The sequence below is a fragment of the Clostridium sp. ATCC 25772 genome, from assembly GCF_001573875.1.
GTDB lineage: Bacteria > Bacillota > Clostridia > Clostridiales > Clostridiaceae > Clostridium_J > Clostridium_J senegalense.
Genome location: NZ_LFRG01000047.1, coordinates 1 through 26,167 on the forward strand (window position 1 = coordinate 1; position 26,167 = coordinate 26,167).

Consider the following 26,167-nt stretch of genomic DNA (forward strand, 5'->3'; position numbering starts at 1 on the left):
CTATTGTAAAGAGTGGAACAGTTAGTCAAAAAGCAGATAGATATTATGTATCTATATTGGTTGAAGAAGATATAAAATCTAATGATAAACCTTATTCTTGTGGAATAGGTGTGGATTTAGGGATAAAAGATACTGCTATTTGCAGTAATGGAATAAAATTTAAAAATGTAAATAAGACGAGTAAAGTTAAAAAAATAGAAAGAAAATTAAAAAGGGAACAAAGAAAACTTTCAAGGAAATATGAAAGTTTTAAAATAAGAAATAAAAATAATAAGGAGGGAGCTACTAGACAAAATATCCAAAAGCAAGTAGTTAAGGTACAGAAAATCCATCAAAGATTATATAATATTAGAAATGATTATAATAATAAAATAGTTTCAGAACTAGTGAAAATCAAGCCAGTTTTTATAACTATAGAAGATTTAGCTATTTCTAATATGATTAAGAATAAGCATTTATCTAAAGCTATACAAAAGCAAAAATTATATGACTTAAAAAATAAACTTATTTCAAAATCACATCAAAATAATATTGAAATAAGACAAGTGAGTAGATGGTATCCATCATCTAAACTTTGTAATAAATGTGGAAGCATAAAAAAGGACTTAAAACTTTCAGATAGAGTATATAATTGCAAGTGTGGTTATCGTTTTGATAGAGATGCAAATGCTTCATATAATCTCAGAGATGCAAAAGAATATAAGATTATCTAACGTTAAATAGATACTTATATATGTACCGTTGGCTAAATGGGAATTTAAGCCTGTGGAGTGCTATATAAACCAAAGTAGCTTCGGCAAAATGGAGTACATTGAAACAGGAAAAATCTCAATATGGGTATTTTTGTCCATATTTTGAGTAGCAGGAAAAAATTATGTATGATGTAGTTATAGTAGGAGCAGGAATTATAGGCGCGTCTGTTGCTAGAGAGCTTTCAAGATATGACTTAAAAGTTAAGGTGTTAGACAAAGAAAATGATGTAGCTAATGGAACTACAAAAGCAAATAGTGCAATAATCCATGCAGGATATGATCCTAAAAATGGAACAATAATGGCAAGAGTGAACGTAAAAGGAAATGAAATGTTTGAAGACATATGTAAAGAATTATCAGTTCCTTTTAAAAGAAATGGTTCATTAGTTTTAGCTTTTTCAGATGAAGATTTAGAAAATGTTAAAGAGCTTTGCGAAAATGGAACTAGAAATGGTGTTAAAGATTTAAAAGTTTTAAATAAAGAAGAAGTTCTATCTATGGAACCTAATATAAGTAAAGAAATAAAAGGGGCATTATATGCACCAACAGGTGGAATTGTAGGACCATGGGAATACACAATAGCATTAATGGAAAATGCAGTAGTAAATGGTGTAGAACTTCAATTAAATTCTGAAGTAACTTCAATTGAAAAAGATGAAAATGGATATAAAATATATGTAAATAATGAAAAAGAGCCGATATGTGCTAAATATATTGTTAATGCAGCGGGTGTTTATGCAGATAAGATTCACAATATGGTTGGAAGTGCTGATTATGATATTATTCCAAGAAAAGGCCAGTACTATGTTATGGATAAGAGTCAAGGAAGTCTTGTTGAAAAAACAATTTTCCAATGTCCAAATAAACTAGGAAAAGGTGTTTTAGTTACTCCAACAGTTCATGGAAACTTATTAGTAGGACCAGATGCACAGGATATAGAAAATAAAGAGGATGTTTCAACAACTTCAGATGCTCTTACTTTTGTAAGGGATAAAGGGGTTTTATCTGTTGAAGGAATTTCTTTTAGAGATGGAATAAGAAACTTTGCAGGACTTAGAGCGTATTCTACAAGACCAGATTTTATAGTAGAAGAAGCAAAAGATGCTAAAGGATTTATTGATTTAGCAGGAATGAAGTCACCAGGACTTTCTTCAGCACCAGCAATCGCTTTAGAGACAATTGAATTATTAAAAAATACTGGATGTAGCTTAAAAGAAAAAAAAGAGTTTATAAAAGAGCGTAAACAAATTAATTTTATGGAACTATCAAATGAAGAAAAAGCAAAGGTAATAAAAGAAAACCCAGCTTACGGTAGAATAATCTGTAGATGTGAAAACATAACAGAAGGAGAAATTTTAGATAGCATAAAAAGACCAGTGGGAGCTACAACTTTAGATGGTGTTAAGAAAAGATGTAGACCAGGTATGGGAAGATGTCAAGGCGGTTTCTGTGGTCCAAGAGTACAAGAAATTTTAGCAAGAGAGTTAAATAAAGATTTAAAAGATATAGTTTTAGATAAAAAAGGCTCTTATATTTTAACAGGTGAAACTAAAAGAAAGTAGCAGGAGGATTTGAAGATGAATTACGATTTAGTAGTTATAGGTGGAGGTCCAGCAGGACTTGCAGCAGCAATAGAAGCATACGATAATGGCGCAGAAAAAATATTAGTTATAGAGAGAGATAAAGAACTTGGCGGAATATTAGAGCAGTGCATACACAATGGTTTTGGACTTCACACTTTTAAAGAAGAGCTTACAGGTCCTGAATATGCTCAAAGATTTATAGATTTATTAAACAATACAAAAGTAGATGTAAAACTAGATACAATGGTTTTAGATATTACAAATAAAAAAGAAATCCATGCTATCAACTCAGAAGATGGCTATATGGTTATAAATGCAAAGGCTATAGTTTTAGCTATGGGTTGTAGAGAAAGAACTAGAGGAGCAATATCTATACCTGGAGATAGACCAGCAGGAGTATTTACAGCAGGATCTGCTCAAAGATATGTAAATATGGAAGGATATATGGTAGGAAAAGATGTTGTTATATTAGGTTCTGGAGATATAGGACTTATTATGGCAAGACGTATGACTTTAGAAGGAGCTAAGGTTCATGCAGTAGTAGAGCTTATGCCATATTCAAATGGATTAAATAGAAATATAGTACAATGTCTAAATGATTATGATATACCATTATATCTTTCACACACAGTTACAGATATAAAAGGTGATGGAAGAGTTGAATCTATAGTAATATCACAGGTAGATGAAAATAGAAGTCCTATAAAAGGAACTGAAAAAGAATTTAAATGTGATACATTACTTCTTTCAGTAGGTTTAATTCCTGAAAATGAAATATCTAAAAATGCAGGAATAGAGCTTGATAGAAGAACAAACGGTCCAGTTGTAAATGAAATGATGGAAACTAGTATAAAAGGAATATTTGCTTGTGGAAATGTTGTTCATGTTCATGACCTTGTTGATTTTGTTACAGCAGAAAGTAAAAGAGCTGGAGCAAATGCAGCAAAATATATAAAAAATGAAATAAAAGATAGTGAAAACTATATAGCTATAAAAAATGGAAATGGAATAACTTATACAGTTCCTCAAAAAATAAGATTAGAAAACATTGATAAAGGAATAGAAGTATTTATGAGAACTAATGCAGTAAAGCATGATGTTTCTATAAAAGTTAAGGCTGGCGATGAAGAGTTATTAAGTTTTAAGAGAAAACATATGGCACCAGCTGAAATGGAAAAAATAATGGTTCCTAAAATGAAACTTGAGGGAATTGCAACAAATGAAATAACAATATCTGTAGAGAAAGAGGCGTAATTTTATGGTTAAAGAATTAATATGCATAGTATGTCCAAGAGGATGTCACTTAAGTGTAGATATAGATAATGATTATAAAGTAACAGGAAACTTATGTCCAAGAGGGGCAGAGTATGGAGTTAAAGAATTGACAGCGCCAACAAGAGTTGTTACATCAACAGTTAAAGTTAAAGGTGGCGTTCATAAAAGATTGCCAGTAAAAACAAATACAGCTATACCAAAAGAGTTAAATATAAAATGTATGGAGCTTTTAAATGATATAGAAGTAGAAGCACCAATTAAGGTTGGAGACGTAATAGTTAAAAACATTTTAGATACTGGCGTAGATTTAATAGCTACAAGAAATATGTAATAAAAGTAATTTCATTTAAATTGAGGATTGAGATAAAAAATTTAATGCTTTTTTATAGTAGTAAATTTAAAAAAATCAATCCTCAATTTTTATTTTATAGAAATTTACAGAATTTATTTTCCAATTGGGGAAAATAAGACAAAAAACTACAAGAAAATTACCCCAAATGTCACAAAAATGTCAAAAATAATTGATTATTGTTATATATTAAGTTATTATTTTATATGTACAATTTTTTTAAGCAAGCATTTTTGCTTACTTTATAGGGCATTTAAGTTGGGTATAATCAAATAAATAATAAGTCAATATTCTCGCTTAGTTGACGCGAATTCTTTGTCGACAAAATCCGTACATAGCCCAACTATGACTGGATTTTATCTTCTTGTATCGTGACAAATATGCTTCAAATCTTTGACATCTTATTTTTTATATGCCTTATGCTTTATTTTTTCATATATTGAAGTTTGAAATTTAATTTATACGTGTAATTTTATTAATTAAATAATTAGTATTGAACTTGAAATAGATAAAAAGTTAACGATTATTTTATCCAATATAATACTTATTTGGTACAAAAAATTAAATTTTTTCAAGTATAAATTAGATTTTAAAAATATAGGGATACAATGGTTAATTTAAATATAAAAGTGTAATCCTAAAAAGAGCGGAATTTAAATGTAGTTGTTTAAATTTATCAAAAATTCAAATGAAATAATCTTACATATTAGCTTTAGAAAATATAGATTTGGTTATATATAGGGATGCAATCTATAACTTAAATTTATACATGAAATTTTTGTTATCAGTTGAGAAAAATAAGTACAAATATAGTTAGTTAAGAATTAAGAATTTAGGATGAAAGTGGCAACCACTTTCTGAAAATGATTTAAAAAAAATTGACAATGGACAATTGACATTTGACAATGATGGTTGAAACTGGGTTGCCACTTTCTTTTTAATCTATTAATATAATTTGACTTGCAAATTTATATAAAATTACGTTTAGAATTACTAGGAGAAAAGCGAGTAGCAATAACCGCAACTATTCACTATTGACTATTAACTCTTAACTAGCGAAGCGTTGCAACTTTTAACTTTTAACTAAAATAATCTGTTAGTTATTGATAAAACATTAATTTGGAACCCTATAAATCTATAATATAAATTATATTAAAATAAGTTACTCAGAAAATAGTATTTTAAGTGTTCAGGAGGAAAATGATGGGTAAGGATAATAATTCATATGTATTGGTACTTGGTATGTCAATCATAGATATTTTGGGATTTTGCGGAAATAAATATAAAGCATGTGATTCCATACCAGGAAATATTAAAATATCATTTGGAGGAGTTTGTAGAAACATAGCAGAAAACTTAGCTAGAGTTGGTGTAGATACTCAATTTATATCTGTTATAGGTGATGATAAAAACGGAAAAGATATAATAGAGCATTCTAAACAAATTGGATATTGTATGGAAAATTCTTTAATGTTAGAGGATAGTAGAACACCTACATATATGGCTGTTTTAAATGAGCATGGTGAAATGGTATCTGCTGTAGTTGATATGGAGAGTGCAAACAAACTAGATAGCAAATTTATTGATTCAAAGGCGGATGTAATTAGAAATTCGGAATACACAGTATTAGATTCAGACAATCCAGAATTACTTAAATACATATTAGAAACTTTTAAGGGTGAAACTAAATTTATATTAGACCCTATATCATCAGCAAAAGCGGTAAATATAAAGCATTTAATACCATACTTTCACACTATAAAACCAAACAGATTAGAAGCAGAAGCGTTATGTGGATTTAAAATTAAGAATATGGAAGATGCAAAAAGAGCTGGTAAATTCTTATTAAACCAAGGGGTAGAAAATGTATTTATTAGTTTAGATGTTGATGGAGTTTATTATTGCAATAATAATTGTTGTGGACTTGTAAAGAGTGAACAAGTTGAAGTTAAAAATGTTACAGGGGCAGGAGATTCCTTTGTATCAGGTATAGCATATGGTTATATGAATAATTTATATATGGATGAAATAGTTAAAGTGGCAATAGCTATGTCAGTAATAACTATAAGACATGAAGAAACTATAAATCCTAACATGAGTATGGAGTTAGTTGAAAAAACTATAAAAGAGCTACAATGGCTATAGGAATAATTTTTAATTATATATTTTTTTATTAATACAACGCATATGAAAAGAAATAAAAGACCAAAGATTCAAAGTATATTTGGTCTTTTATTTATTTGATTATGCCTAAACAAAGCCTCAAAATAAAAATTTTATTTTGAGGCTTTTTATTATGGTAAAATTATCTTAAAAATGTACAATTTTTGTAATGAGGTAATGTTTTATTTAGATAAAATATAAAAATCTATAAGAGTTTCTAAATCAATTTTCAATGAATAACTTATTTAAATTTTTTATTATTATATAGTATAGTAATAAATTAAAAGAAAAGTGGTTTATTAGAATAAAGTGGCTTAGCTTTACGCACATATTTGTTTCCTTATAATATTGGGCATAGTGTTTGTAATTTTTAATTGTAATTAAAATATTAGTATTTAAAACAATTGAATCATATATGGAAAAGCAGGAAATAGACAAAAGTAAAATTATGTTTAAAGGTTTTATGAGAGATTGGACATGTAGAGAATATATAATAGATTTATATGGAGAAAGTAGCTCAATAAGATTTTAAAATAATAAACCTTACAATGAATGTAAGTATAATATCAGGTCACTATAATATAAAATTAACTTGTAAATTAGGATAAAGAGAATGAATGAGAGGTGCCTATTTATGAATTATACAGAAAAAATATTAGAAGTCAGAGACTTACATAAATCTTATAAAAAAGTCGGTATTCCCACAAAAGCATTAAATGGTATTACTTTTGATGTTCTTCCCGGAGAATATTTAGGAATTATGGGAGCCAGTGGTTCGGGAAAGACAACATTACTTAATTGTATTGCTACGATTATTAAGCCAACATCCGGTCAGATTTTACTTTCTGGAACAAATATCAGTGCTTTTAACGGTAATGAACTAGCTATGTATCGTGGTAATAAAATTGGCTATTTATTTCAGGACTTTGCTTTGTTGGATAATTTAACTGGGAGAGAAAATATATTGCTTCCTTTATCCATACACAACGCAGACGTATGCTTATCAGAGAAAAAATTAAACGATATTGCAAGTTTCCTAAAAATCACAGATGTACTTTCTAAATTTCCATCGCAAATGTCTGGTGGACAAAAGCAACGTGTAGCAGCAGCCCGCTGTTTAATCTCTGACACGGATATTATTTTGGCAGATGAGCCTACCGGAGCATTAGATACGAAAGCAGCAAGGCTTCTAATGGAAAAACTTCAAGAAATCAATCAAATAAAGAATAGAACAATTTTAATGGTTACCCATGACCCTAATGCAGCAAGTTTTTGTTCCAGAATATTATTCATACAGGATGGTAAGATTTTTCATGAGTTGCGTCGACAAATTCCAACGGAAACAAGAGATGAATTTTATGACCGTATTTTACAGGGAATGGCTCAAATGGGAGGAGGAAGTGCGAATGTTCTTTAATCTGGCGTGGCGCAATGCAAAAAGAAGTCGAGATGAAAATCTGATTTATTTTCTCACAATGGTAACAGCTGTGGCGGCATTTTATATCGTTCTTTCTTTAGGGCAACAAGATGTCATAAGATTTTTAGGAGAATTTGAAAGTGATGCTGTAGATAAATTGCTGACAACAGTGCTGCCGATGGTTTATCTGTGTGGGTTATTGTTTGTATTTTTCCTTGTTGTGTTTGCAAATAAATATAAACTTGAATGTCGTAGCCGGGAATTAGGACTTTATTTGATGTTTGGTATGAAAAAGCAACACCTGTTCTTTCAACTTATGATGGAGGGGGTTATTACATCTCTTTTAGCTCTTTGCGGAGGAATTATTTGTGGTGGCTTTTTATCAGAAATCATCAGTCTTGCCACTGCACGTTTGGTTGGGCAAGGAGTAATTGCACACCAATCCAGTTTTTCTATGGTCGCAGTTGTCTGGACAGTGATTGGACTTTTGCTAATTCAGGCATTAACTTTGTTTATCTTAGGTGGAGAAATTTTGAAACAAGAAGTTTACCAGTTGATTTATGGAGAAATAGAAAAAAAACAAGATACTGGAAAAGTAGGTGGTGGTTTTTTTACATTACTTGCTGGTGTTGTATTTTTAGTTGTAGCATATTGGATTATTTTGAAGCATTTTTTTATCGGAAATCTTGTTGCTGTGATTTTTGGTATTGTAGGAACACTTTTTTTTATTCGAGGGTTGGCGAGACTATTAAGTCTATTTGCCGGTTCTGTTAAAAACAAAGCGACAAAGGGACTTTATACGTTCACTTTACGACAGTTACAAGAAAATATTGTAAGTAAATATATTTCAGTCAGCGTATCATCTATTTTGATGATGCTTACAATTATGTTGATTACTAACGGTTCAGTCAGTATTATTTCGAACATTGATAAGTTGAGCAGGAGTTTTTCTATTTATGATTTTACTGTGATGGGCGACGATAAGATGGTAGAACGATATCTTTCTTCTGAAAAGATGAAACCTTATGTGGCACATTTGAACCGTATTGAAACAGGAAATATGAAAAAACCTGGGACCGATGGCATAAATTCTTTTGTGGATTGGACGAAATTTAGAGAAGAAGTTGTGCAGCATTTACCACCAGATGTAGTAGATCCTGCTACACAAGGTGCATTAAGCTATACGATTGGTCCTGATAATCCTCCGGCATTAAATATCTTAGGAATTATTAGTACTGATAGCTCTACACCATATTTAATTCCAGTATCTACATACAATAGACTACTGGAATCATCCGGTGAAGTTCCTTTGACACTTGGTGAGAATGAAGCAGTATTTTATATAAACCCTGACTTCCGTGGTTCTGCGCAGGAAGACGAATTTTCAATGCTGAATGAAATTTCATCAACTGCAAAATCCACGAATACGTCGCTTCTTTCTATTGATGGTGAGCCGTTCTTTTTTGTTTCATCTGCGCCTATGAAAGGTCTGACTGCTGACGAAAATATCCTCATTACTAAAGCATTGATTGTTTCAGATGAAGTATTTGAAAAATATGTAGACCCTGATACCTGCATGGTTTATTGGAACTTCTGTATCCCAGAAGAAATGGCCAATGAAGATGGCTTAATGAAATCAATTATGGACGCAAATCATTTATTGAAACCATCTGGCTTCGTTTATGAAAGCTACTTGAACAATTTTGGGCGTCAGTTGTTTTATGTGATTTCAGAAAGTTATACGACTTTATATATGGGATTTATGTTTTTAATTATCGCTTGTTCACTTCTTTCTTTACAATTTTTAACACAAATGCATGCAACTAAAAAAAGATATTTAACGTTGTCAATGTTAGGAGCAAATCATGAGCAAATGAAAAAATCAATAAACAAACAGGTTATGTGGTATTTTTTGATTCCGCTTTTATTAGCGTGCATAAGCGGTTCTGTTGGATTGTATGCTATGCAAAAACATCTTCATTCTTCCCAAACTACGATTGGACAGTCCTATCCACTTATGTTTATAATGGCAGTTAGTGTTATTCTTGTATTGGTAATTTATGCAGTAGCCGTTGCACGAACAGCAAATCGTGAAATAGGAAAATTAAAATGGAAGACAAATTCCTAAATAACTGTGTATACCGCTATTGTAATAAAGAGAGGAGGAGGTTTTATTGACTAGGATTATTGTGGTTGAAGATGATATATACATGAGGGAGGAGCTGATTTATCTTTTAAATAAATCGGGATATGAAGCGTTGCCAATATCAAATTTTGAAAATGCAGTTTCTCAAATACTTGAACTTGCTCCCGATTTAATATTACTTGATATAAATTTACCTTATCAATCAGGCTTTGAAATCTGCAAATCACTAAAGTCCAAAGGTATTGGCAACATATTGATATTGACTGCAAGAGATAAATTACAGGATGAATTGCACGCGTTGGGATTAGGCGCAGATGATTATTTAACAAAGCCGTGCAACATGGAACGCTTGTTAGCTCGTATCAAAAATCTGTTGCGTAGAACCTCAAAAAATGAACATCAAGGTTTATTAAATGGTGGAAATTTTAGGATTGACCCCAACACTTTTACAATCTATATTGGCAAAAATTCTTATATTTTACCACCAAATGAGGGAAAGCTATTGCTTACCTTATTGATTAATAGTCCTAATATCGTCACAAGGTCTGAATTGTGTCATGCTATCTGGAATACGAATGAATTTATAGATGAAAATGCACTACAAGTGAATTTCACTCGTTTACGAAAAACATTGCGAAATTTTGGTATTGATAATCGCATTGAAACAGTGCGAGGACAGGGGTATCGATTAAGAGAGTGGGTGAACTTATGAAAAAAATACATACTATTTTCGCCCATATTTCTTCTTGCAAGATTTGGTTGATTTCATTGATTTATGTTGATATTTTATTTCTGTTTTTTGCATGGGTGGCATATCCGGGAGATTTTCTTAAACTTGCCGGTCTTATGCTTTTTGTTATTTTATCTGCATTTATCATACCACTTACGCTTATCATTAGAAAACGTAAAAAAGAGAACCTTGCATTCCAAAATTTTTTGCTAGAACCGGATGAAACAAATGAATATTTGTTAAGTGAAATCGCTTCTGCATCACTACGTCCATACATCCATGAGATTGGGCAGTATTTAAGAGAAAAGCAAGTGGAAGTGGATAAGCGAAATACACAGGTTATAGATTATGAGAATTATATCGAAAACTGGGTACATGAAATCAAAAGGCCCTTATCACTAATGACATTGTTATTGGATAATCGAAAAGATGAAATATCTCCACTTGTTCACACAAGAATGTTATATGCTCGTGACTATATTAGGCAGGACGTAGAACAAATTCTTTATTTTTCCCGTCTGGGCGCTGTGCACAAAGATTATTATTGGGAGCCATTGTCAATTCTAAATATATGCATGGAAGCTGTTGAGGATAATTCTACGCTTTTAGAAGAAGCAGGCTTTCATATTGAATGTTCAAATGAAGATTATGAGGTTGTATCTGATCAAAAAGGGCTTATGTTTATTTTAGGGCAGATAATTAGCAATAGTGTGAAATATTCAGATAAAGAAACTTCTCCTTTGCTTCGTTTTGAAGTGAAAGAAGATACAGATACAGGGCAAATTGTTTTGTATATCAATGACAATGGTTTAGGCATACCACCATCTGATTTGCCGTTTATCTTTGATAAAGGGTTTACAGGGGTTACGGGAAGCTATTTGAGTCGATCTACGGGAATGGGATTGTATTTGGTTCAGAAAATGGCTAATGATTTGAATATTAGAGTAAATGTTCAATCACATAATTTAGGAGGTTACAAAGGAACAACCTTGTCATTGATTTTCCCAAAAGTACAACAATCATTTAAGAGGAAAAAGACTTCCCTATGATAAAATTAAAAAAACTCACCAAATATTGCTCAAAGTATTAAAGTTTCTATATCTTTAAATTTTAACCTTAGATAAGATCAAGGGCATTAGTTAATGACACCACTAAAGTAATTGCAATAACTAAAATGATTTGCTTATTTAATCAAAAACTTTGAAAAAACATAGGTAATCTAGATGAAACATACTTAAAGGGGATGTTATTATTGAAAACAGAAAAAATATTGAATATATGTTTTGGTGAAAATGCAATGAACTTACTTAGAGCGTCTTATCCAATTATTAAATCTGTAGTATGTATTTCAGATGACTTATCAATTGGAGAAATATCTGACTTAGATAGATATACAGGAAAACCATTCTTATTAACAATTAATGATATTAATTGTTGGGAAAATAGTTTTGAAATTGAATATAAAAATTTTGAAAAAGAAATACGTAAGTATGAAGAGGTAGTAATATGGTATAGTAATAGCCCTTTTGAATTTTGTGGAATGTTATATGTGATGTGGAAATTAAAAAATTCAGAAGCAAAAGTTTATTATATTAATACTTCAGAAATACACAAGCAAGTTAAAGATAATAATTCAATAGTTTGGTGTGTAGGAGAAATTAATTATGAGGATGTTTTATCATATATGAATTTAAAAAGAACGGTTAGTTTTGAAGAAAAAATTTTTTATTATGAAACATGGGAAGAACTTATGATTGAAAATAAGGAATTGAGAAGTTTTGAAAATGGAAAAATTGTAGGTGTAGATATAGATTATTATGATCAATTTATATTTGAATGTATTGACTATACACCTAAAAATATAAAAGATATAATTTTTGATTCTATTTATAATATAAATTTAGAAAAAGGAAATAGAATAAATGATAAAATTATCATTTCACGAGTACAAAAGCTTATTAAAGATAAAAAACTAAAAAAGGTTGGGTATGAAAAAGATTTTTATAAAAATTTAATTATGAAAATATAAAATATAATTTCAAAAGTGTTAGATTTAAAAGCCAATATTCTACAGTTATATTATAAAGTAACTATTAGATGTTGGTTATTTTTTTTATAAAAAATTACCAAGAATAATTTTAGTCACTAATTTGGAATCCTATAAATATAGTGAAACAAGTTCCAATTTAAATTTATTCAATAACTTTAAAGTATTTTTATATAAGATGTAGTTTTAAATTTAAAATAAATTTTCAAAAAAACGTTGACACTTTTGAGGGTAAAGGAGTATTATAATATTAACATATGAACAATTATTCATATGTTCATAGTTTGGAGGTGAATGTTTTGAGTAAAAAACAATTAGTTTTAGAGAATTTACATTGTGCTAATTGTGCTTCAAAAATAGAAAATAAAATAAAAGAATTAGATGATATAAAAGATGTTACAGTTAATTTTATGACTAGAAGTCTCCTTTTTGAAACAAAAGATGAAGATTCAAATGAAGACACCTTATTAAAAATAAAAAAAATAGTAAATAAAATAGAACCGCACGTAATTATTAAAGAGGATAAAAAAACTATTCCTTTAAAGCCAGCATTAAATGCAAAGAAAATAGAAATTATAAAGGCTGAAAATAATAGTTGTTGTAGTAGAGATAACCATGAGCATAATCATAAAGAAGATTGTTGCAGTGGACATGACCATGGTAGTAATTGCTGTGGTGGACATGATCATAATCATGACATTATTAATAAAATACAACCGAAAGAAATAAAAAATAATAAAAAAGAGTTGATTTTAGAAGGTTTAGATTGTGCTAATTGTGCTTCGAAGATAGAAAATAAAACAAGAGAAATTAAAGGTGTTAAGGCAGCAAATTTAAATTTTATGAATAAGACTTTAGTTTTTCAATATGATGAGGAAGAAAACATTCCAATAATTTCAGAGGAAATAAAATCAATAGTTAAAAAACTAGAACCACAGGTTAAAGTTTTAGATAAGGAAACTATAGAAAAAAATAATAGTGGTTTAAAAAAAGAAAAAAGCTCTATATATAAAGAGCATAAAAAGGAAATTAATAAATTAATATTAGGCGGAACTATTTTTCTTATAGGTAATATATTAAATTTAGAAAATAATATAGAGTTAATTATATTTTTAATAGCTTATGTTATTGTTGGTGGAGAAATTGTTTTAAGAGCGGTTAAAAATATAGCTCGAGGTCAAATATTTGATGAAAACTTCTTAATGACAATAGCAACAATAGGAGCTTTTATAGTTGGACAATATCCTGAAGGTGTAGGAGTTATGTTATTCTATCAAGTAGGTGAATTGTTCCAACATATAGCAGTAAATAATTCACGTAAGTCAATATCAAGTCTTATGGATATTAGGCCGGATTTTGCTAACTTAAAAAAAGGTAATGATATAGTTGTTGTATCGCCAGAAGAAGTTAATATAGGAGAATATATAGTTGTAAAACCTGGAGAAAAAGTACCACTAGATGGAGTTGTAGTCGATGGAACTACAATGGTAGATACTTCAGCATTAACTGGAGAGTCAATGCCAAGAACTATTGAAAAAGAGGATGAGGTTTTAAGTGGTTTTATAAATCAAAGTGGTGTTATAACTGTTAAAGTAACTAAACCTTTTGGAGAATCTACTGTAGCTAAAATACTTGATTTGGTTCAAAATGCAGGTAACCGTAAGGCAAAGGCAGAAAACTTTATAACTAAGTTTGCCAAATATTATACACCAATAGTTGTTATATCAGCAGCCTTACTTGCTATTATTCCACCGTTATTTGTTGAAGGTGCAACATTTAGTGATTGGGGATATAGAGCATTAATATTCTTAGTTATTTCTTGTCCATGTGCACTTGTTATTTCAATTCCATTAGGATTCTTTGGAGGAATTGGTGCAGCATCTAAAAATGGAGTTTTAATTAAAGGAAGTAACTATTTAGAAATATTAAAAGATATAGAAACAGTAGTTTTTGATAAAACAGGAACTCTTACTAAAGGAGTATTTAATGTAACCACTGTTAACAGCAGTAATAATTATGATAAAGAAAAAGTATTAGAATATGCAGCTTATGCTGAAAGTTTTTCTAATCATCCAATAGCAAAATCAGTGGTTAATGCTTATAAAAAGGATATAGATAATTCTAAGATAGAAAAACATGAGGAGATTGCTGGACAGGGTATTATTGCTTATGTTGAAGGCAAGAAGATAGTTGCTGGAAACATTAAAATAATGGAAAGCAATAATATAGAATTTAGTAAGGTTGATACAGTAGGAACAGTAATTTATGTTGCAATAGATAAAGAATTTATAGGTAGCATAATTATAGAAGATACAGTAAAAGATGATGCAAAACAGGCAATAGCAAAGCTGAAATCAAATGGAGTAAAAAATACAGTAATGCTTACTGGAGATAATGAAAAAGTTGCATTAAAAGTTGGAAAAACTTTAGGTTTAGATAAAGTTTATTATGAACTATTACCTCAAGATAAAGTTGAAAAGTTAGAGGAAGTAGATAAAGCTAAATCTAAAAATAAAAAAGTTGCATTTGTTGGTGATGGAATAAATGATGCTCCAGTTTTAGCAAGAGCAGACATTGGAATAGCAATGGGTGGACTTGGTTCTGATGCAGCAATAGAGGCAGCAGATGTTGTTATAATGACAGATGAACCATCTAAAATAGCTACAGCGATAAATATATCTAAAAAAACAAGAAAAATAGTTGTAGAAAATATAGTATTTGCATTAGGTGTTAAAATAATAGTTTTAATACTAGGAAGTTTAAGAATGGCAACAATGTGGGATGCTGTATTTGCAGATGTAGGCGTGGCTGTACTAGCTATATTAAATGCTATGAGAGTAATTAGATATAAAAAATATTAAAATAATATTGTGTTAAAAAAGCATTCCTTTAAAAATAACTTTAAAGGAGTGCTTTTTTAGTTTGAAATTCTATTTTTTATTTATTATATTAAATATGCATTTTAAAATTTTGGGTATCGCTAGGATTAAGAATATTAATAGTTAATAGTTAAAAGGTAAGAGTTAATAGTTTAGGATGAAACTGGAGTCCAGTTTCTTTTGTATTTAATGGAGTAAATTCTGAGTTTATGATATTAAATTAAACTAAAGCTAAATTCGAAGTTCACAGCCTAAACAAGAAGGACAGGCGTAGCAAAATATATTTTCCATAAGTTGTTTTATGAGTGAAATCATAAAGTTATCAATAAAAATTAAAGTAATCAAAGCCGGTACTAAAATAGTAGCTTTGCTGCGTAGTTGTTCGGGACTGGCTTTGAGTTATTAGTTGAAAAATATAAAACTAGAAGAGTATCAAGTGTTAGCGAAGAAAATAAATTTACCGTGCCTGTCCCATTTGTGATGGAGGTGTAACATAGGATATATGCTTACTTAGTTGAGATAGAAAGTTTTGAAAAATTGACAATGGACAGAGGACAATTGACAATGTTAGTTGAAACTGGACTGCCAGTTTCTTTTTAATTTAAGGGAGTAAATTCTAAGTTTGAGATATAAAAAAAACAAAAGCTATATTCAAAGTTTACAGCCATAACAAATGGGACAGGCACGAAAGATGTATACCCATAAAACAGAGAGTAGCTCTTTAAATTTAATTGCCATAAATAAAAAAAGTTAGCCAGTCCCCCTTAAAAGAGTTAAGAGTTAAGATTAATAAATCTTAACTAAAATAAGCTGTTAACTAGCAGTAAAATATTAATCTTAAATTTTATATTAGCTTATTTTTATATAGTTTATATTTATATATTTGGATAAACTAAAAATAAAGTTTTTAAAGATAAAAAAATATTTGTTAAGGTAGTTTAAAGGAAGCAGTACTATAATTATTATATTATAAAATTTTTTAGGAGTTGAGGGGAGAATATGATAAAAGTATTACTTGTTGAGGATAATATAAAGATAGTTGAAAACATATTAGAATATTTTAAAAATGATGTGGAGATAGAGTCTGTATATAATGGCTCTGATGCTATAGAGTATTTAAATGCTTATTGTTATGATGTGGTCATATTAGACTTAATGCTACCAGAAGTAGATGGTATGAGTGTATTAAATTACATTTCTAAAAAGAGTTTAAATGTAGGAGTTATTGTATTAACAGCAAAAGAAGAGTTAGGAGATAAACTTAAAGCTTTTGATTTAGGTGCAAATGATTATCTTACAAAACCTTTTTATATGGAAGAATTAAAGGCTAGAATTAATTCTATTTTAAAAAGTATGGGAAAGATAAAAAATTCTAACATACTTGAACTAAAAAATATGGAAATCAATATGAAAACTAAAAAAGTATATATAGAAGGTAAAGAAATAGAACTTAATGAAAAGCTATATAACCTTTTAGAGTATTTAGTTATCAATAAGGGAGTGGTGCTCTTTAAAGAACAAATTTTTGATAATATATGTGGATATGATAGTGATGCATCAACAGAAATTATTGAAGTTTATATGAGTAGATTACGTAAAAAACTAAGTGGTTTTGGATATGATAAATATATTATAACTAAAAGGGGAATGGGATATTTAATTGACGAAAGTATTGGAGAGTAGAATGAAAAGAAAAGATATTTTTCGTAGTACTAAAAGAAAAGTAACACTTATAAGTACAGTTATAGTATTTGGTTGTTTATTCATTTTTGCAATAATAACTACAACTTTATATAAATCAAGAGTTTTTACTAATATAGATGATCAGTTGTATGAACAAAAAAATGCTGTAGATAAATATTTAAATAGCAAAATTCATGAAGGAAACTTCTTATTTAACCAAAAAGAAAATAAATTTCCACCACCAATGTTACCTAAAGTAATAACCATTGTATATGTAGGGGAAGAAGTATACTATATCAACCCTAATCCTTATTTTGATGCAAGTGTATTACCAAATTTTAAAGACAATGTAGATAATGATGTGCAAAAGATAAATCATAATGGATATGAATTTCGAGGAATTACTTTTAAAAATCGTGAATTTACAACACAATTACTAGTTAATGTAGATTCAGAAATACAATCAATGTCACAATTGAAAACTTCCATTATACTTAGTTTAATGCTTTTAATTATAGTAGCATTAGTTTTATCATATATCCTTTCATCAAAAATAATAAAGCCTGTAAAGGAAGCTTATGATAAACAAGTGTTCTTTGTACAAGATGCTTCACATGAAATGCGAACTCCTTTAGCTGTAATTAAGGGAAGGTTAGAAATTATAGCAAATTCATGGGTTCAAAGTATGGATAAAGATTTTGAGCATATTTCTAAAATTATGAGTGAAATTAAAAGTCTTGAGAAGTTAACCAGCGATTTATTATTACTATCTAAAGAAGATATTGATGTAAATGTTAATGTTACAGAATTTAATCTTAATAGTTTAATTAGTGATATAAGTGAGTTTTATATGGATTTAGCTGAATTTCAAGGTAAGAAGTTTTATATAAATAAACCTATTGAGCATATAAAAGTACGATGGGATTATAGCAAGGTAAAAAGAATGATTATAATACTTCTTGAAAATGCCTTCAAGTATACTGAAAAAGGTGGAAGTATAGTCTTAACATTTGAGGAGATAAATAAGGCTATAAAAATAACGGTTAAAGATAACGGTATAGGAATTAAGGAAGAGGAACAAGAACGTATATATGATAGATTTTTTAGAAGTGCAGATGTAAGAGGGAAAAATATAAATGGAAGTGGAATTGGGCTTAGTTTATTAAAGTCTATATCAAACACTTTAGGAATAAAAATTAAGTTAACATCTACATATAAAAAGGGAACTGAATTCGTATTAATTGTGCCTAAGATAATAAAATAAGGAATTTAAAGATAAAGCATTCTAATGGAAAAATTACCAGTAGAATGCTTTATTTTTTATTGTAACTGTTAAGGAAATATTAAGGTTCACTATATAGAATAGGTATTGTTAAGAGATTGGAGGTGTTGAATTTATGGCTGAAAAGAAGTTTAGACATGAGCTTAAGCATTATATAAACATGTCAGATTATATGGCTATCAAGAATAGGTTAACCCAGATTATGAGGTTAGACAAAAATGCTAACCAAAACAATGAATATAAAATTAGAAGTCTTTATTTTGATAACTTAAATGACAAGGCTTTAATGGAAAAGATTAATGGAATAAATCGTAGAGAAAAATTTCGTATAAGGTTTTACAACGATGATTATTCATTTATTAAGCTAGAAAAAAAGTCTAAAATAAATGGGTTATGTGGAAAAGATAGTGCAAAAATAACAAAAGAGCAGTGTGAGAAAATAATTGAAGGCGATATTGAGTTTTTAAAGCATAGTAATACACCATTATTTGTGGAATTATATGCAAAGATGAAAGGTGATTTGCTAAAACCTAGAACTATAGTGGATTACACAAGAGAAGCTTATATATACCCAACAGGTAATGTAAGAATAACCTTTGATAAGGATATAAGAACTGGAATTCATAGTAAAAGTATCTTTGATGCAAATGTACCTACTATAAGTTCTATAGATAATACTTTTGTAGTGCTTGAAGTTAAGTATGATGAATTTTTACCAGAAATAATACAACATATCATACAAACTAATGACCGTAGGGCAACTGCTATTTCAAAGTATGCTGCATCTAGAATATATGGTTAAATTATTTATTAAAAATTTTTATAAGATATAAGGAGGAAATATGATGGGAGAACAAAGTATCAATTTTGGAGACATTTTTAAATCAAGTTTCATTGAAAAAATGAGCGCAGTATCAATTTTAGACATGCTAATTGCAATGGCTCTTGCATTTGTAATAGGACTTTTCATAATGCAAGTTTATAAAAAAACATTCAAAGGGGTTATGTATTCAGCAAACTTTGGAATGTCACTAGTAGCACTTAATTTAGTAACAACATTAATTATATTAGCAGTTACATCTAATGTAGTTCTTTCTCTTGGTATGGTTGGTGCTCTTTCTATTGTTCGTTTTAGAAGTGCAGTTAAAGAGCCAATGGATATTGCTTTTCTATTTTGGTCAATAAGTGAAGGTATAGTATTAGGAGCAGGACTTATTTCATTAGCAGTAATAGGAGCGATTTTTATAGGAATCGTTATGGTTTTATTTTCTAACAAAAATACAGTTAATAACCCATATATATTAGTAGTTAACTGTGAAAATGACAATAGTGAAAAAAGTGTACTTCAATTAGTATCAAAGAGTGTTAGTAAATATGCAGTTAAATCTAAAACAATTTCACCATCAAATGGAATTGAAATGACTGTTGAAATTAAGCTTAAAAATGCTACGACAGCTTTTGTTAATGAAGTATCCAATATTCATGGAGTTTCAAATGTTGTTTTAGTAAGTTATAACGGAGATTATATGGCCTAGAGGGCTAAGTATGTAGGGGGAAAAGCTTGAATTTAAGGAAGTAAAACCTGAGTTTAGGATATAAAACGAACTAAAGATATATTCAAAATGCACAGCCGTAACAAATGGGACAGGCACGAATAGTGTAGTTCCATAAAATAGAGAGTAGCCAATTACGCGTCCGTCCCTCTTGTGATGGCGGTAGAACTTGGAGGAATTGATTGGTTAGTTGAGGTAGTTCTTTGAAAATTGACAATGGACATTTGACAAATGACAATGATAGATGAAACTGAACTCCAGTTTCTTTTGAATTGAATGGAGTAAAACTTGAGGTTAGATATAAAACTAACAAAAGCTAAGATCTAATTTTACAGCCGTAACAAGGAGGACAGGTTCATTTAGTTGTACCACCATAAAAAACTCTAGTACTCAATAAAAAGGCTAGATAAAAATAAATTACCAAGCAAAGAACCAGTACTTGAGCTGCAAAGCGTTGCAACTATTCACTTTTAACTGAGGAAGCTGTTAACTATTAATATAAATTTAAATTTGAGCTTGTTTGACTATATTTATAACAAGGTGGTGATATAGGGTGATAAATGAAAAAAATAGTGGATATGTATCTATAATAACTATGATACTAGCAGTAATATTCATTGTAGTTTCAATAGTATTTGTAAATCCAAATAGTAGTAAGGTAACTTCAAATTCCACTATTACTGATGTTTTAGATCAAAACAGTATAACAGAAATAGATATTAAAATAGATGAAAGTGATTGGCAATGGCTTTTAGAAAATGCCACAGATGAAGAATATCGTAGTGCAGATATAACTATAAATGGAGAAACTTTTACAAATGTAGGGGTTAGACCTAAGGGTAATTCAAGTTTAAGCTCTGTAGCGAACGATAGTACTACAGATAGGTATAGTTTAAAAATTGATTTTGATCAGTATGTTGATGGACAAACTTATCATGGTATAGAGAAACTTGCATTAAACAATAATATATCAGATGCAACTTATATGAAAGAATATCTATCTTATGATATATATAAATTTTTAGGAATTCCAACACCAGAATATTCTTATAGCAACATAAAAATTAATGGTGAAGACTGGGGATTATATTTAGGTGTTGAAGTTATAGATGAAAGATATATTGAAAAAAATTATGGAGAATTAGCAGGGAATCTTTATAAGCCAGAAACTATGGGCGTAGGAGCCAATAAAGGTGGAGAAAAACAAGATATGCCACAGATGAATGGTGATGAAAAAGGTGGCAATGTTCCTGATAAAGGACAAGTTCAAAATGATGGAAATATGGTTGGTGGAGAAAATCCAGAAGGTATGCCACAAATGCCTGCTGGCGGTAATGTGCCAGATAATGCTAGCGGGGAAATGCCTAATGGTGGACAAGTAGATGGTAATATGCCAAATGGACAAGCACCTGAAAATAATGAGCAAAATAATACAAATGAAAATGGGAATAAGGATAATAATAAACAAGGAATGCCAGGAGGAATGCCTGGTGGAATGGGTGGAAATAGTAACGGTGCAGATTTAAAGTATACAGACGATAATGTAGATAGTTATTCTACACTTAGAGATAGTGCTATATTTAAAAGCACTACAGATGCAGAGTTTGAAAAAGTAATTGATATGATGAAGAATCTTAATGACGGAACTAACCTTGAAGATTATTTAAATGTTGAAGAAGTATTAAAATACTTTGCTGTAAATACATTCTTAGTTAATTTAGATAGTTATTCAGGTGGAATGTATCACAATTATTATCTTTACGAAAAAGATGGAGTATGTGAAATGCTTCCATGGGATTTAAATATGTCTTTTGCAGGATTTTCTGTAAGTGATGGTACGAAAGCAGTGAATTTTCCTATTGATTCACCAGTTACAGGTAATTTAGAAGATGCGCCATTAATAGGAAAACTTTTAGAAGTTGATGAATATAAGGAACTTTATCATGAATATTTAGAAAAGATTGCTAACGAGTATTTTAATAATGGTACATTTGCAAATTCAGTTACAAATCTAGATAAATTAATTGGTGATTATGTAAAAACTGATGCTACTGCTTTCTTTACTTATGAAGAATATAAAAATTCTATTCCTGAGTTACTTACTTTTGGTGAAGATAGAACTAAAAGTGTATTAGCTCAATTAAGTGGAGAGCAATCATCTACAGAATATGGAAATGTAAATACAACATTAAATTTAAAAGCATTAGGTGAACAATCAATGGGCGGTGGCATGAAAGGTGATAATGGGAACGGAATGCCTAATATAAATGGCAATAATCAAAACCAAGGTGATAATAATGGTATGCCTAACATGGAAAATATGCAACAAGTTATGTCAATTTTAAAAGGAAAAAGTGCGGATGAACTAACGGATGAAGAAAAAGCACAGTTAGAGGAATTGGGCGTAGATGAAAGCATGATTAGCAAATTTCAAAACATGCAAGGCAATAATATGGGCGGACATAAAGGAATGTCAGGACAAACTGCGACTACTTCCATTGGTAGTGATGCTATAATTTATGGAGCAGGATTAGTATTAGTACTACTTGCAATGTTATTTGTAACAACATATAAAAGAAAAAAATATTAAATTAAGTATAAGTTTAGTGTTTCTGATTTTAAGCAAGGACAGTTTTAAAATTTTAATTTAAAACTGTCCTTATTTATAGGGATGCAATCTATAACTTAAATTTATACATCAAATTTTTGTTATCAGTTGAGAAAAATAAATGCAAATATATTTAGTTAAGAATTATGAATATTCACTCTTAACTTTTAACTAAAATAATCTGTTAGTTATTAATAAAATATTAATTTGAGTTTTCTCATTTGATAAATGAATAATTTTAGAAATTAACTTGGAACCCTATATATAACCTAATATATTTTACCAATCAATCTTTTTTCTTAAGATGAATTTCTACAAAAATAAATAAAATTAAAATAATCAATATTGTAAATTTATAATAAAAATTTTAAATAGTTAGATTTCATTTATCACACCTCATTTTAATAAATATATTTATAGATTATAAAATATACTATATAAATGGGTATTATATACAATAATTAAATGTATTTCAATGAGGGTCTTTTATAAAGATTATTATCTAAAAGTTTTATGAATTTAATTGCATAAAATTTATAAAATAAATCATCATAAGGTTATAAAACAATTAAAAAAGATTATTGTAAGGCATTTATATTTACAAGTTTTACATTATTTATATGATAAATCTTAATAAACTGTTACTATTTAATTAAATGGCTAAATATTAGTGGATACTTTGGTATAATTTATTGTATATACACTAAATATTTTTTTAAGGAGGTATTATGATTGAATTAATGATTGCTTGTGGATTAGTTTTATTAATCTGCATAACATCCAGCAAGGTTTTTTACAAGTTTGGAGTTCCAATGCTTTTAGTTTTTATTGTCCTAGGAATGCTATTTGGATCAGATGGTGTTGTAGGAATATATTTTGATAATTATGAGCTAACTAGACTAGTGTGTTCTTTTGCATTAGTTTTCATAATGTTTTATGGCGGATTCGGAACAAACTGGAAGATGGCAAAGCCTACAGCTATTCCATCAATATTAATGTCAACATTAGGCGTTATAGTAACAGCAGGTCTTACAGGATTATTTTGTAGTTTTGTACTTGGAATGAATCTTTTAGAAGGTCTGCTTATAGGTGCAATAGTAGCATCAACTGATGCTGCATCGGTATTTACAATACTCCGTGCACAAGAGCTAAATTTAAAGGGTTCATTGGCATCTTTATTAGAGGTAGAAAGCGGCAGTAATGACCCTATTGCATATATGTTAACTTTAGTTATATTAACATTGATGTCTAATTCAGGTGTAGGTAACATAGTTCCAATGGTATTAGCACAAATAATATTTGGATTATTAGTAGGAACTATACTTGCAAAGGCATCGGTTTATATAGTAAAAAAAGCAAATTTTGAAGTAGAAGGTTTTTACACTATATTTATAACAGCTATTGCATTACTTTCATATTCATTAAGTGAATTTATTGGAGGAAATGGATACTTAAGTGTATATATGGCTGGAATAATTATAGGTAATAGCAAGATACCACATAAAAAAAGTTTATTTCACTTTTTTGATAGTGTTTCTTGGATAATGCAAATAGGATTATTCTTTATGTTAGGTCTTCTATCATTTCCATCCCAATTACCATATGTTATTGGAATAGCAACAGCAATATCAATATTTATGATATTTATTGCAAGACCATTAGCCACATTTATCATATTAAAACCATTTAAATTTTCAAATAAAGAAAAAGTTTTTATTTCCTGGGTAGGTTTAAGAGGTGCAGCATCAATAGTTTTTGCAATTTATGCTGTAACTTATGGAGTGCCTATAGAAAATGACATATATCATATAATATTCTTTATAGCACTATTCTCTGTAGCAATTCAAGGTACATTAATACCAAAAGTAGCACAGAAACTAGATTTAGTAGATAATAAAACTACGGTTCTAAAAACATTTAATGACTATAAGGAAGAAAAATGTACTGAAATTAAGGAAATAAGTGTTTCAGAAAATAATAAATGGGTAGATAAAACTATTATGGATGCAAATATTCCAGAAGAAATTCTAATAGTTATGATAAAACGAAAAGGAGAAATAGTAGTACCTAAAGGTTCTACTGTTATAGAAAGTGGAGATACTCTAGTTATGGTTAGTAATGGAGAAGAGTGTTTATCATAATTTAAAAGAAAAGTTTAAAGGTAGATAGGGTCAAGTACTCAATCTACCTTTTACGTTTTACGTTATATGTATCTTTAAGTTTGAATTTGAATGGAGTAAATTTAAGATTTCAGAGAAAATCAAAAGTAAAGGTTAATAACAAAGTGTAGCACTGTAATAAATTGGACAGGCACCACCAATGTAACTTCATTAAATAAAAACCAGCTCTTTAAATTTTCTTACCATAAATTAAAAAAGTTAGCCAGTCCCCAAAGCAGTTAAGAATTAATAAATATTATCATTTAATAAATATATAACTTTAACTCTGAGGATTGTTCACTATAAAATACTTTTGAAGTTTTCCAAGAATTCTTCTGCAATTGGAGAAAGTTCAGAGGATATAGGCTTTATATAGCCAAAGGAACAAGTGATATCTTCATTTAAGTCGATGCTTTTAAAAGTTCCCTGAAAAGATTCTATGTTAGGCATAGGTGTCAGATTATCAAATTTAAATGTAAAGGTAATAGCATTTAAATCTTTAAGTAAAAATAATAATGAACAATAATCATCTACTGATATTTTTTGTTTAAAATCGTCAAATTTAATTTGGTTTAGAAAAGATGAATATAAAAAATACTTATCTGATATATTTAAGTGAGCCAAAGGGTATTTAAGTAAGTCACTTAATGATACAGATGATTTTATAGATAATGGGTGGCTAGAATCCATGTATGCACATAACCTTGTATTAGATAAATGTATAAACTCTAAGCCATTCATTTTTAATATATTATCTATTAAAAATTTTTGAGTATTAGGAATACTAATAAATCCTATATCACAATGACCATGATTAATGTTATCTATGATACTAAAAAAATCTGTTTGTTGTATTTTAAAATCTAATTCAGCGTCCCTATATTTTTTAATTAAATCAACAAGGGTGTAAAATACTGTGGAACTATATTGAACAGAAATAAAAAAGTTTATTGGTGAAATAGTGTTATTTTTTTTAGCTAATTTATTTATAGAATCCATAGAGGTGTTGATGGATTTAGCATGTTGTAAAAATATGCAACCTTCTTTAGTCAATTCTATGCCTCTAGGTAATCTTTTAAAAATAGTAAAGCCAAGTTCATCTTCTAAAGATTTTATTGATAAACTTAAATTAGGTTGGCTCATAAGTAACGACTTTGCAGCTTTGTTAATAGAGCCAAGTTTTGCAACTTCTATTATATAATTTATCTGTTCAAGCTTCATAAAATTCCCCTCCCTTTTTTAATTTGATATCAATAGTTTATACCAAATAATATAGTAATAAAACAAGTAATAAAAAAATGTATATAAGGAAACTTTATAACTATATATAAAAAATAAAGATTAGTTATATAACAGAAGTAGAAATATAATTTATATATAAGTTATTTAAAGGGTTCTAAGTTAACTTTTAAAGTTATTCATTTATCAAATGAGAAAACTGAAATTAATATTTTATCAATAACTAACAGATTATTTTAATTAAAAGTTAAGAGTGAATAGTGAACAGTTGTAGTTATTACTACTCACTTTGTTCCTAGTAG

General features: G+C 29.0%; 18 protein-coding genes. 17 read left to right on the top strand and 1 reads right to left on the bottom strand.

The window, feature by feature from the left end:
- From AZI32_RS14225 to AZI32_RS14305, 17 genes are all read left to right on the top strand, one after another.
- Window positions 1-713: RNA-guided endonuclease TnpB family protein (locus AZI32_RS14225; RefSeq protein ID WP_157450927.1), on the top strand; the 713-nt coding region annotated here is incomplete at its 5' end.
- A 161-nt stretch (window positions 714-874) separates the two neighbouring features.
- Window positions 875-2,314, top strand: a complete 1,440-nt coding sequence (locus AZI32_RS14230; protein ID WP_061996453.1) for an NAD(P)/FAD-dependent oxidoreductase — start codon at window positions 875-877, stop codon at window positions 2,312-2,314.
- Window positions 2,315-2,329: 15 nt separating this feature from the next.
- Window positions 2,330-3,589, top strand: coding sequence for an FAD-dependent oxidoreductase (locus AZI32_RS14235; protein WP_061996454.1), 1,260 nt, complete (start codon window positions 2,330-2,332; stop codon window positions 3,587-3,589).
- 4 nt (window positions 3,590-3,593) lie between these two features.
- Window positions 3,594-3,941 (top strand): DUF1667 domain-containing protein, encoded by a 348-nt coding sequence (locus AZI32_RS14240; RefSeq protein WP_010298118.1) that lies wholly within the window; start codon window positions 3,594-3,596, stop codon window positions 3,939-3,941.
- A gap of 1,221 nt (window positions 3,942-5,162) precedes the next feature.
- Window positions 5,163-6,104, top strand: coding sequence for a carbohydrate kinase family protein (locus AZI32_RS14245; protein ID WP_061996455.1), 942 nt, complete (start codon window positions 5,163-5,165; stop codon window positions 6,102-6,104).
- 652 nt (window positions 6,105-6,756) lie between these two features.
- A complete protein-coding gene (locus AZI32_RS14250) occupies window positions 6,757-7,539 on the top strand; it encodes an ABC transporter ATP-binding protein (RefSeq protein ID WP_061996456.1) in 783 nt (260 codons plus the stop codon).
- Window positions 7,529-9,667, top strand: a complete 2,139-nt coding sequence (locus tag AZI32_RS14255) for an ABC transporter permease (protein ID WP_061996457.1) — start codon at window positions 7,529-7,531, stop codon at window positions 9,665-9,667. The genes AZI32_RS14250 and AZI32_RS14255 overlap by 11 nt, the downstream gene beginning before the upstream one ends.
- 46 nt (window positions 9,668-9,713) lie before the next feature.
- Window positions 9,714-10,397 carry a response regulator transcription factor gene (locus AZI32_RS14260; protein ID WP_061996458.1) on the top strand — a complete coding sequence of 228 codons (684 nt, stop codon included), beginning with the start codon at window positions 9,714-9,716 and terminating at the stop codon, window positions 10,395-10,397.
- Window positions 10,394-11,464 carry a sensor histidine kinase gene (locus tag AZI32_RS14265; RefSeq protein ID WP_061996459.1) on the top strand — a complete coding sequence of 357 codons (1,071 nt, stop codon included), beginning with the start codon at window positions 10,394-10,396 and terminating at the stop codon, window positions 11,462-11,464. Before AZI32_RS14260 ends, AZI32_RS14265 begins: the two co-directional genes overlap by 4 nt.
- Window positions 11,465-11,667: 203 nt before the next feature.
- Complete coding sequence (locus AZI32_RS14270; protein ID WP_061996460.1) at window positions 11,668-12,444, top strand: DUF1835 domain-containing protein; 777 nt, start codon at window positions 11,668-11,670, stop codon at window positions 12,442-12,444.
- A gap of 317 nt (window positions 12,445-12,761) precedes the next feature.
- Complete coding sequence (locus AZI32_RS14275; protein ID WP_061996461.1) at window positions 12,762-15,323, top strand: heavy metal translocating P-type ATPase; 2,562 nt, start codon at window positions 12,762-12,764, stop codon at window positions 15,321-15,323.
- Between the two features lie 1,017 nt (window positions 15,324-16,340).
- Window positions 16,341-17,024 (top strand): response regulator transcription factor, encoded by a 684-nt coding sequence (locus AZI32_RS14280; RefSeq protein WP_061996462.1) that lies wholly within the window; start codon window positions 16,341-16,343, stop codon window positions 17,022-17,024.
- Window position 17,025: 1 nt separating this feature from the next.
- Window positions 17,026-18,288, top strand: a complete 1,263-nt coding sequence (locus AZI32_RS14285) for a HAMP domain-containing sensor histidine kinase (RefSeq protein ID WP_061996463.1) — start codon at window positions 17,026-17,028, stop codon at window positions 18,286-18,288.
- Window positions 18,289-18,421: 133 nt separating this feature from the next.
- A complete protein-coding gene (locus AZI32_RS14290; protein WP_061996464.1) occupies window positions 18,422-19,108 on the top strand; it encodes a polyphosphate polymerase domain-containing protein in 687 nt (228 codons plus the stop codon).
- Window positions 19,109-19,151: 43 nt separating this feature from the next.
- The gene (locus AZI32_RS14295; protein WP_010298089.1) at window positions 19,152-19,841 is read left to right on the top strand and encodes a DUF4956 domain-containing protein; all 690 of its coding nucleotides are present in this window, start codon (window positions 19,152-19,154) and stop codon (window positions 19,839-19,841) included.
- A 571-nt stretch (window positions 19,842-20,412) separates the two neighbouring features.
- Window positions 20,413-22,449 (top strand): CotH kinase family protein, encoded by a 2,037-nt coding sequence (locus AZI32_RS14300; protein WP_061996465.1) that lies wholly within the window; start codon window positions 20,413-20,415, stop codon window positions 22,447-22,449.
- Window positions 22,450-23,195: 746 nt separating this feature from the next.
- Window positions 23,196-24,608 carry a potassium/proton antiporter gene (locus AZI32_RS14305; RefSeq protein ID WP_061996466.1) on the top strand — a complete coding sequence of 471 codons (1,413 nt, stop codon included), beginning with the start codon at window positions 23,196-23,198 and terminating at the stop codon, window positions 24,606-24,608.
- 318 nt (window positions 24,609-24,926) lie between these two features.
- On the opposite strand, the gene AZI32_RS14310 is transcribed toward AZI32_RS14305, so the two are convergent.
- A complete protein-coding gene (locus tag AZI32_RS14310) occupies window positions 24,927-25,847 on the bottom strand; it encodes a LysR family transcriptional regulator (RefSeq protein WP_061996467.1) in 921 nt (306 codons plus the stop codon).
- Window positions 25,848-26,167 lie beyond the last annotated feature (320 nt).

Excerpts from the sequence above, each read along its gene's own strand:
- AZI32_RS14305 (WP_061996466.1), top strand. The coding sequence starts at position 23,196 with ATGATTGAATTAATGATTGCTTGTGGATTAGTTTTATTAATCTGCATA.
- AZI32_RS14230 (WP_061996453.1), top strand. The coding sequence starts at position 875 with ATGTATGATGTAGTTATAGTAGGAGCAGGAATTATAGGCGCGTCTGTT.
- AZI32_RS14310 (WP_061996467.1), bottom strand. The coding sequence starts at position 25,847 with ATGAAGCTTGAACAGATAAATTATATAATAGAAGTTGCAAAACTTGGC.
- AZI32_RS14240 (WP_010298118.1), top strand. The coding sequence starts at position 3,594 with ATGGTTAAAGAATTAATATGCATAGTATGTCCAAGAGGATGTCACTTA.
- AZI32_RS14255 (WP_061996457.1), top strand. The coding sequence starts at position 7,529 with ATGTTCTTTAATCTGGCGTGGCGCAATGCAAAAAGAAGTCGAGATGAA.
- AZI32_RS14250 (WP_061996456.1), top strand. The coding sequence starts at position 6,757 with ATGAATTATACAGAAAAAATATTAGAAGTCAGAGACTTACATAAATCT.
- AZI32_RS14295 (WP_010298089.1), top strand. The coding sequence starts at position 19,152 with ATGGGAGAACAAAGTATCAATTTTGGAGACATTTTTAAATCAAGTTTC.
- AZI32_RS14285 (WP_061996463.1), top strand. The coding sequence starts at position 17,026 with ATGAAAAGAAAAGATATTTTTCGTAGTACTAAAAGAAAAGTAACACTT.
- AZI32_RS14280 (WP_061996462.1), top strand. The coding sequence starts at position 16,341 with ATGATAAAAGTATTACTTGTTGAGGATAATATAAAGATAGTTGAAAAC.
- AZI32_RS14290 (WP_061996464.1), top strand. The coding sequence starts at position 18,422 with ATGGCTGAAAAGAAGTTTAGACATGAGCTTAAGCATTATATAAACATG.
- AZI32_RS14235 (WP_061996454.1), top strand. The coding sequence starts at position 2,330 with ATGAATTACGATTTAGTAGTTATAGGTGGAGGTCCAGCAGGACTTGCA.
- AZI32_RS14265 (WP_061996459.1), top strand. The coding sequence starts at position 10,394 with ATGAAAAAAATACATACTATTTTCGCCCATATTTCTTCTTGCAAGATT.
- AZI32_RS14245 (WP_061996455.1), top strand. The coding sequence starts at position 5,163 with ATGGGTAAGGATAATAATTCATATGTATTGGTACTTGGTATGTCAATC.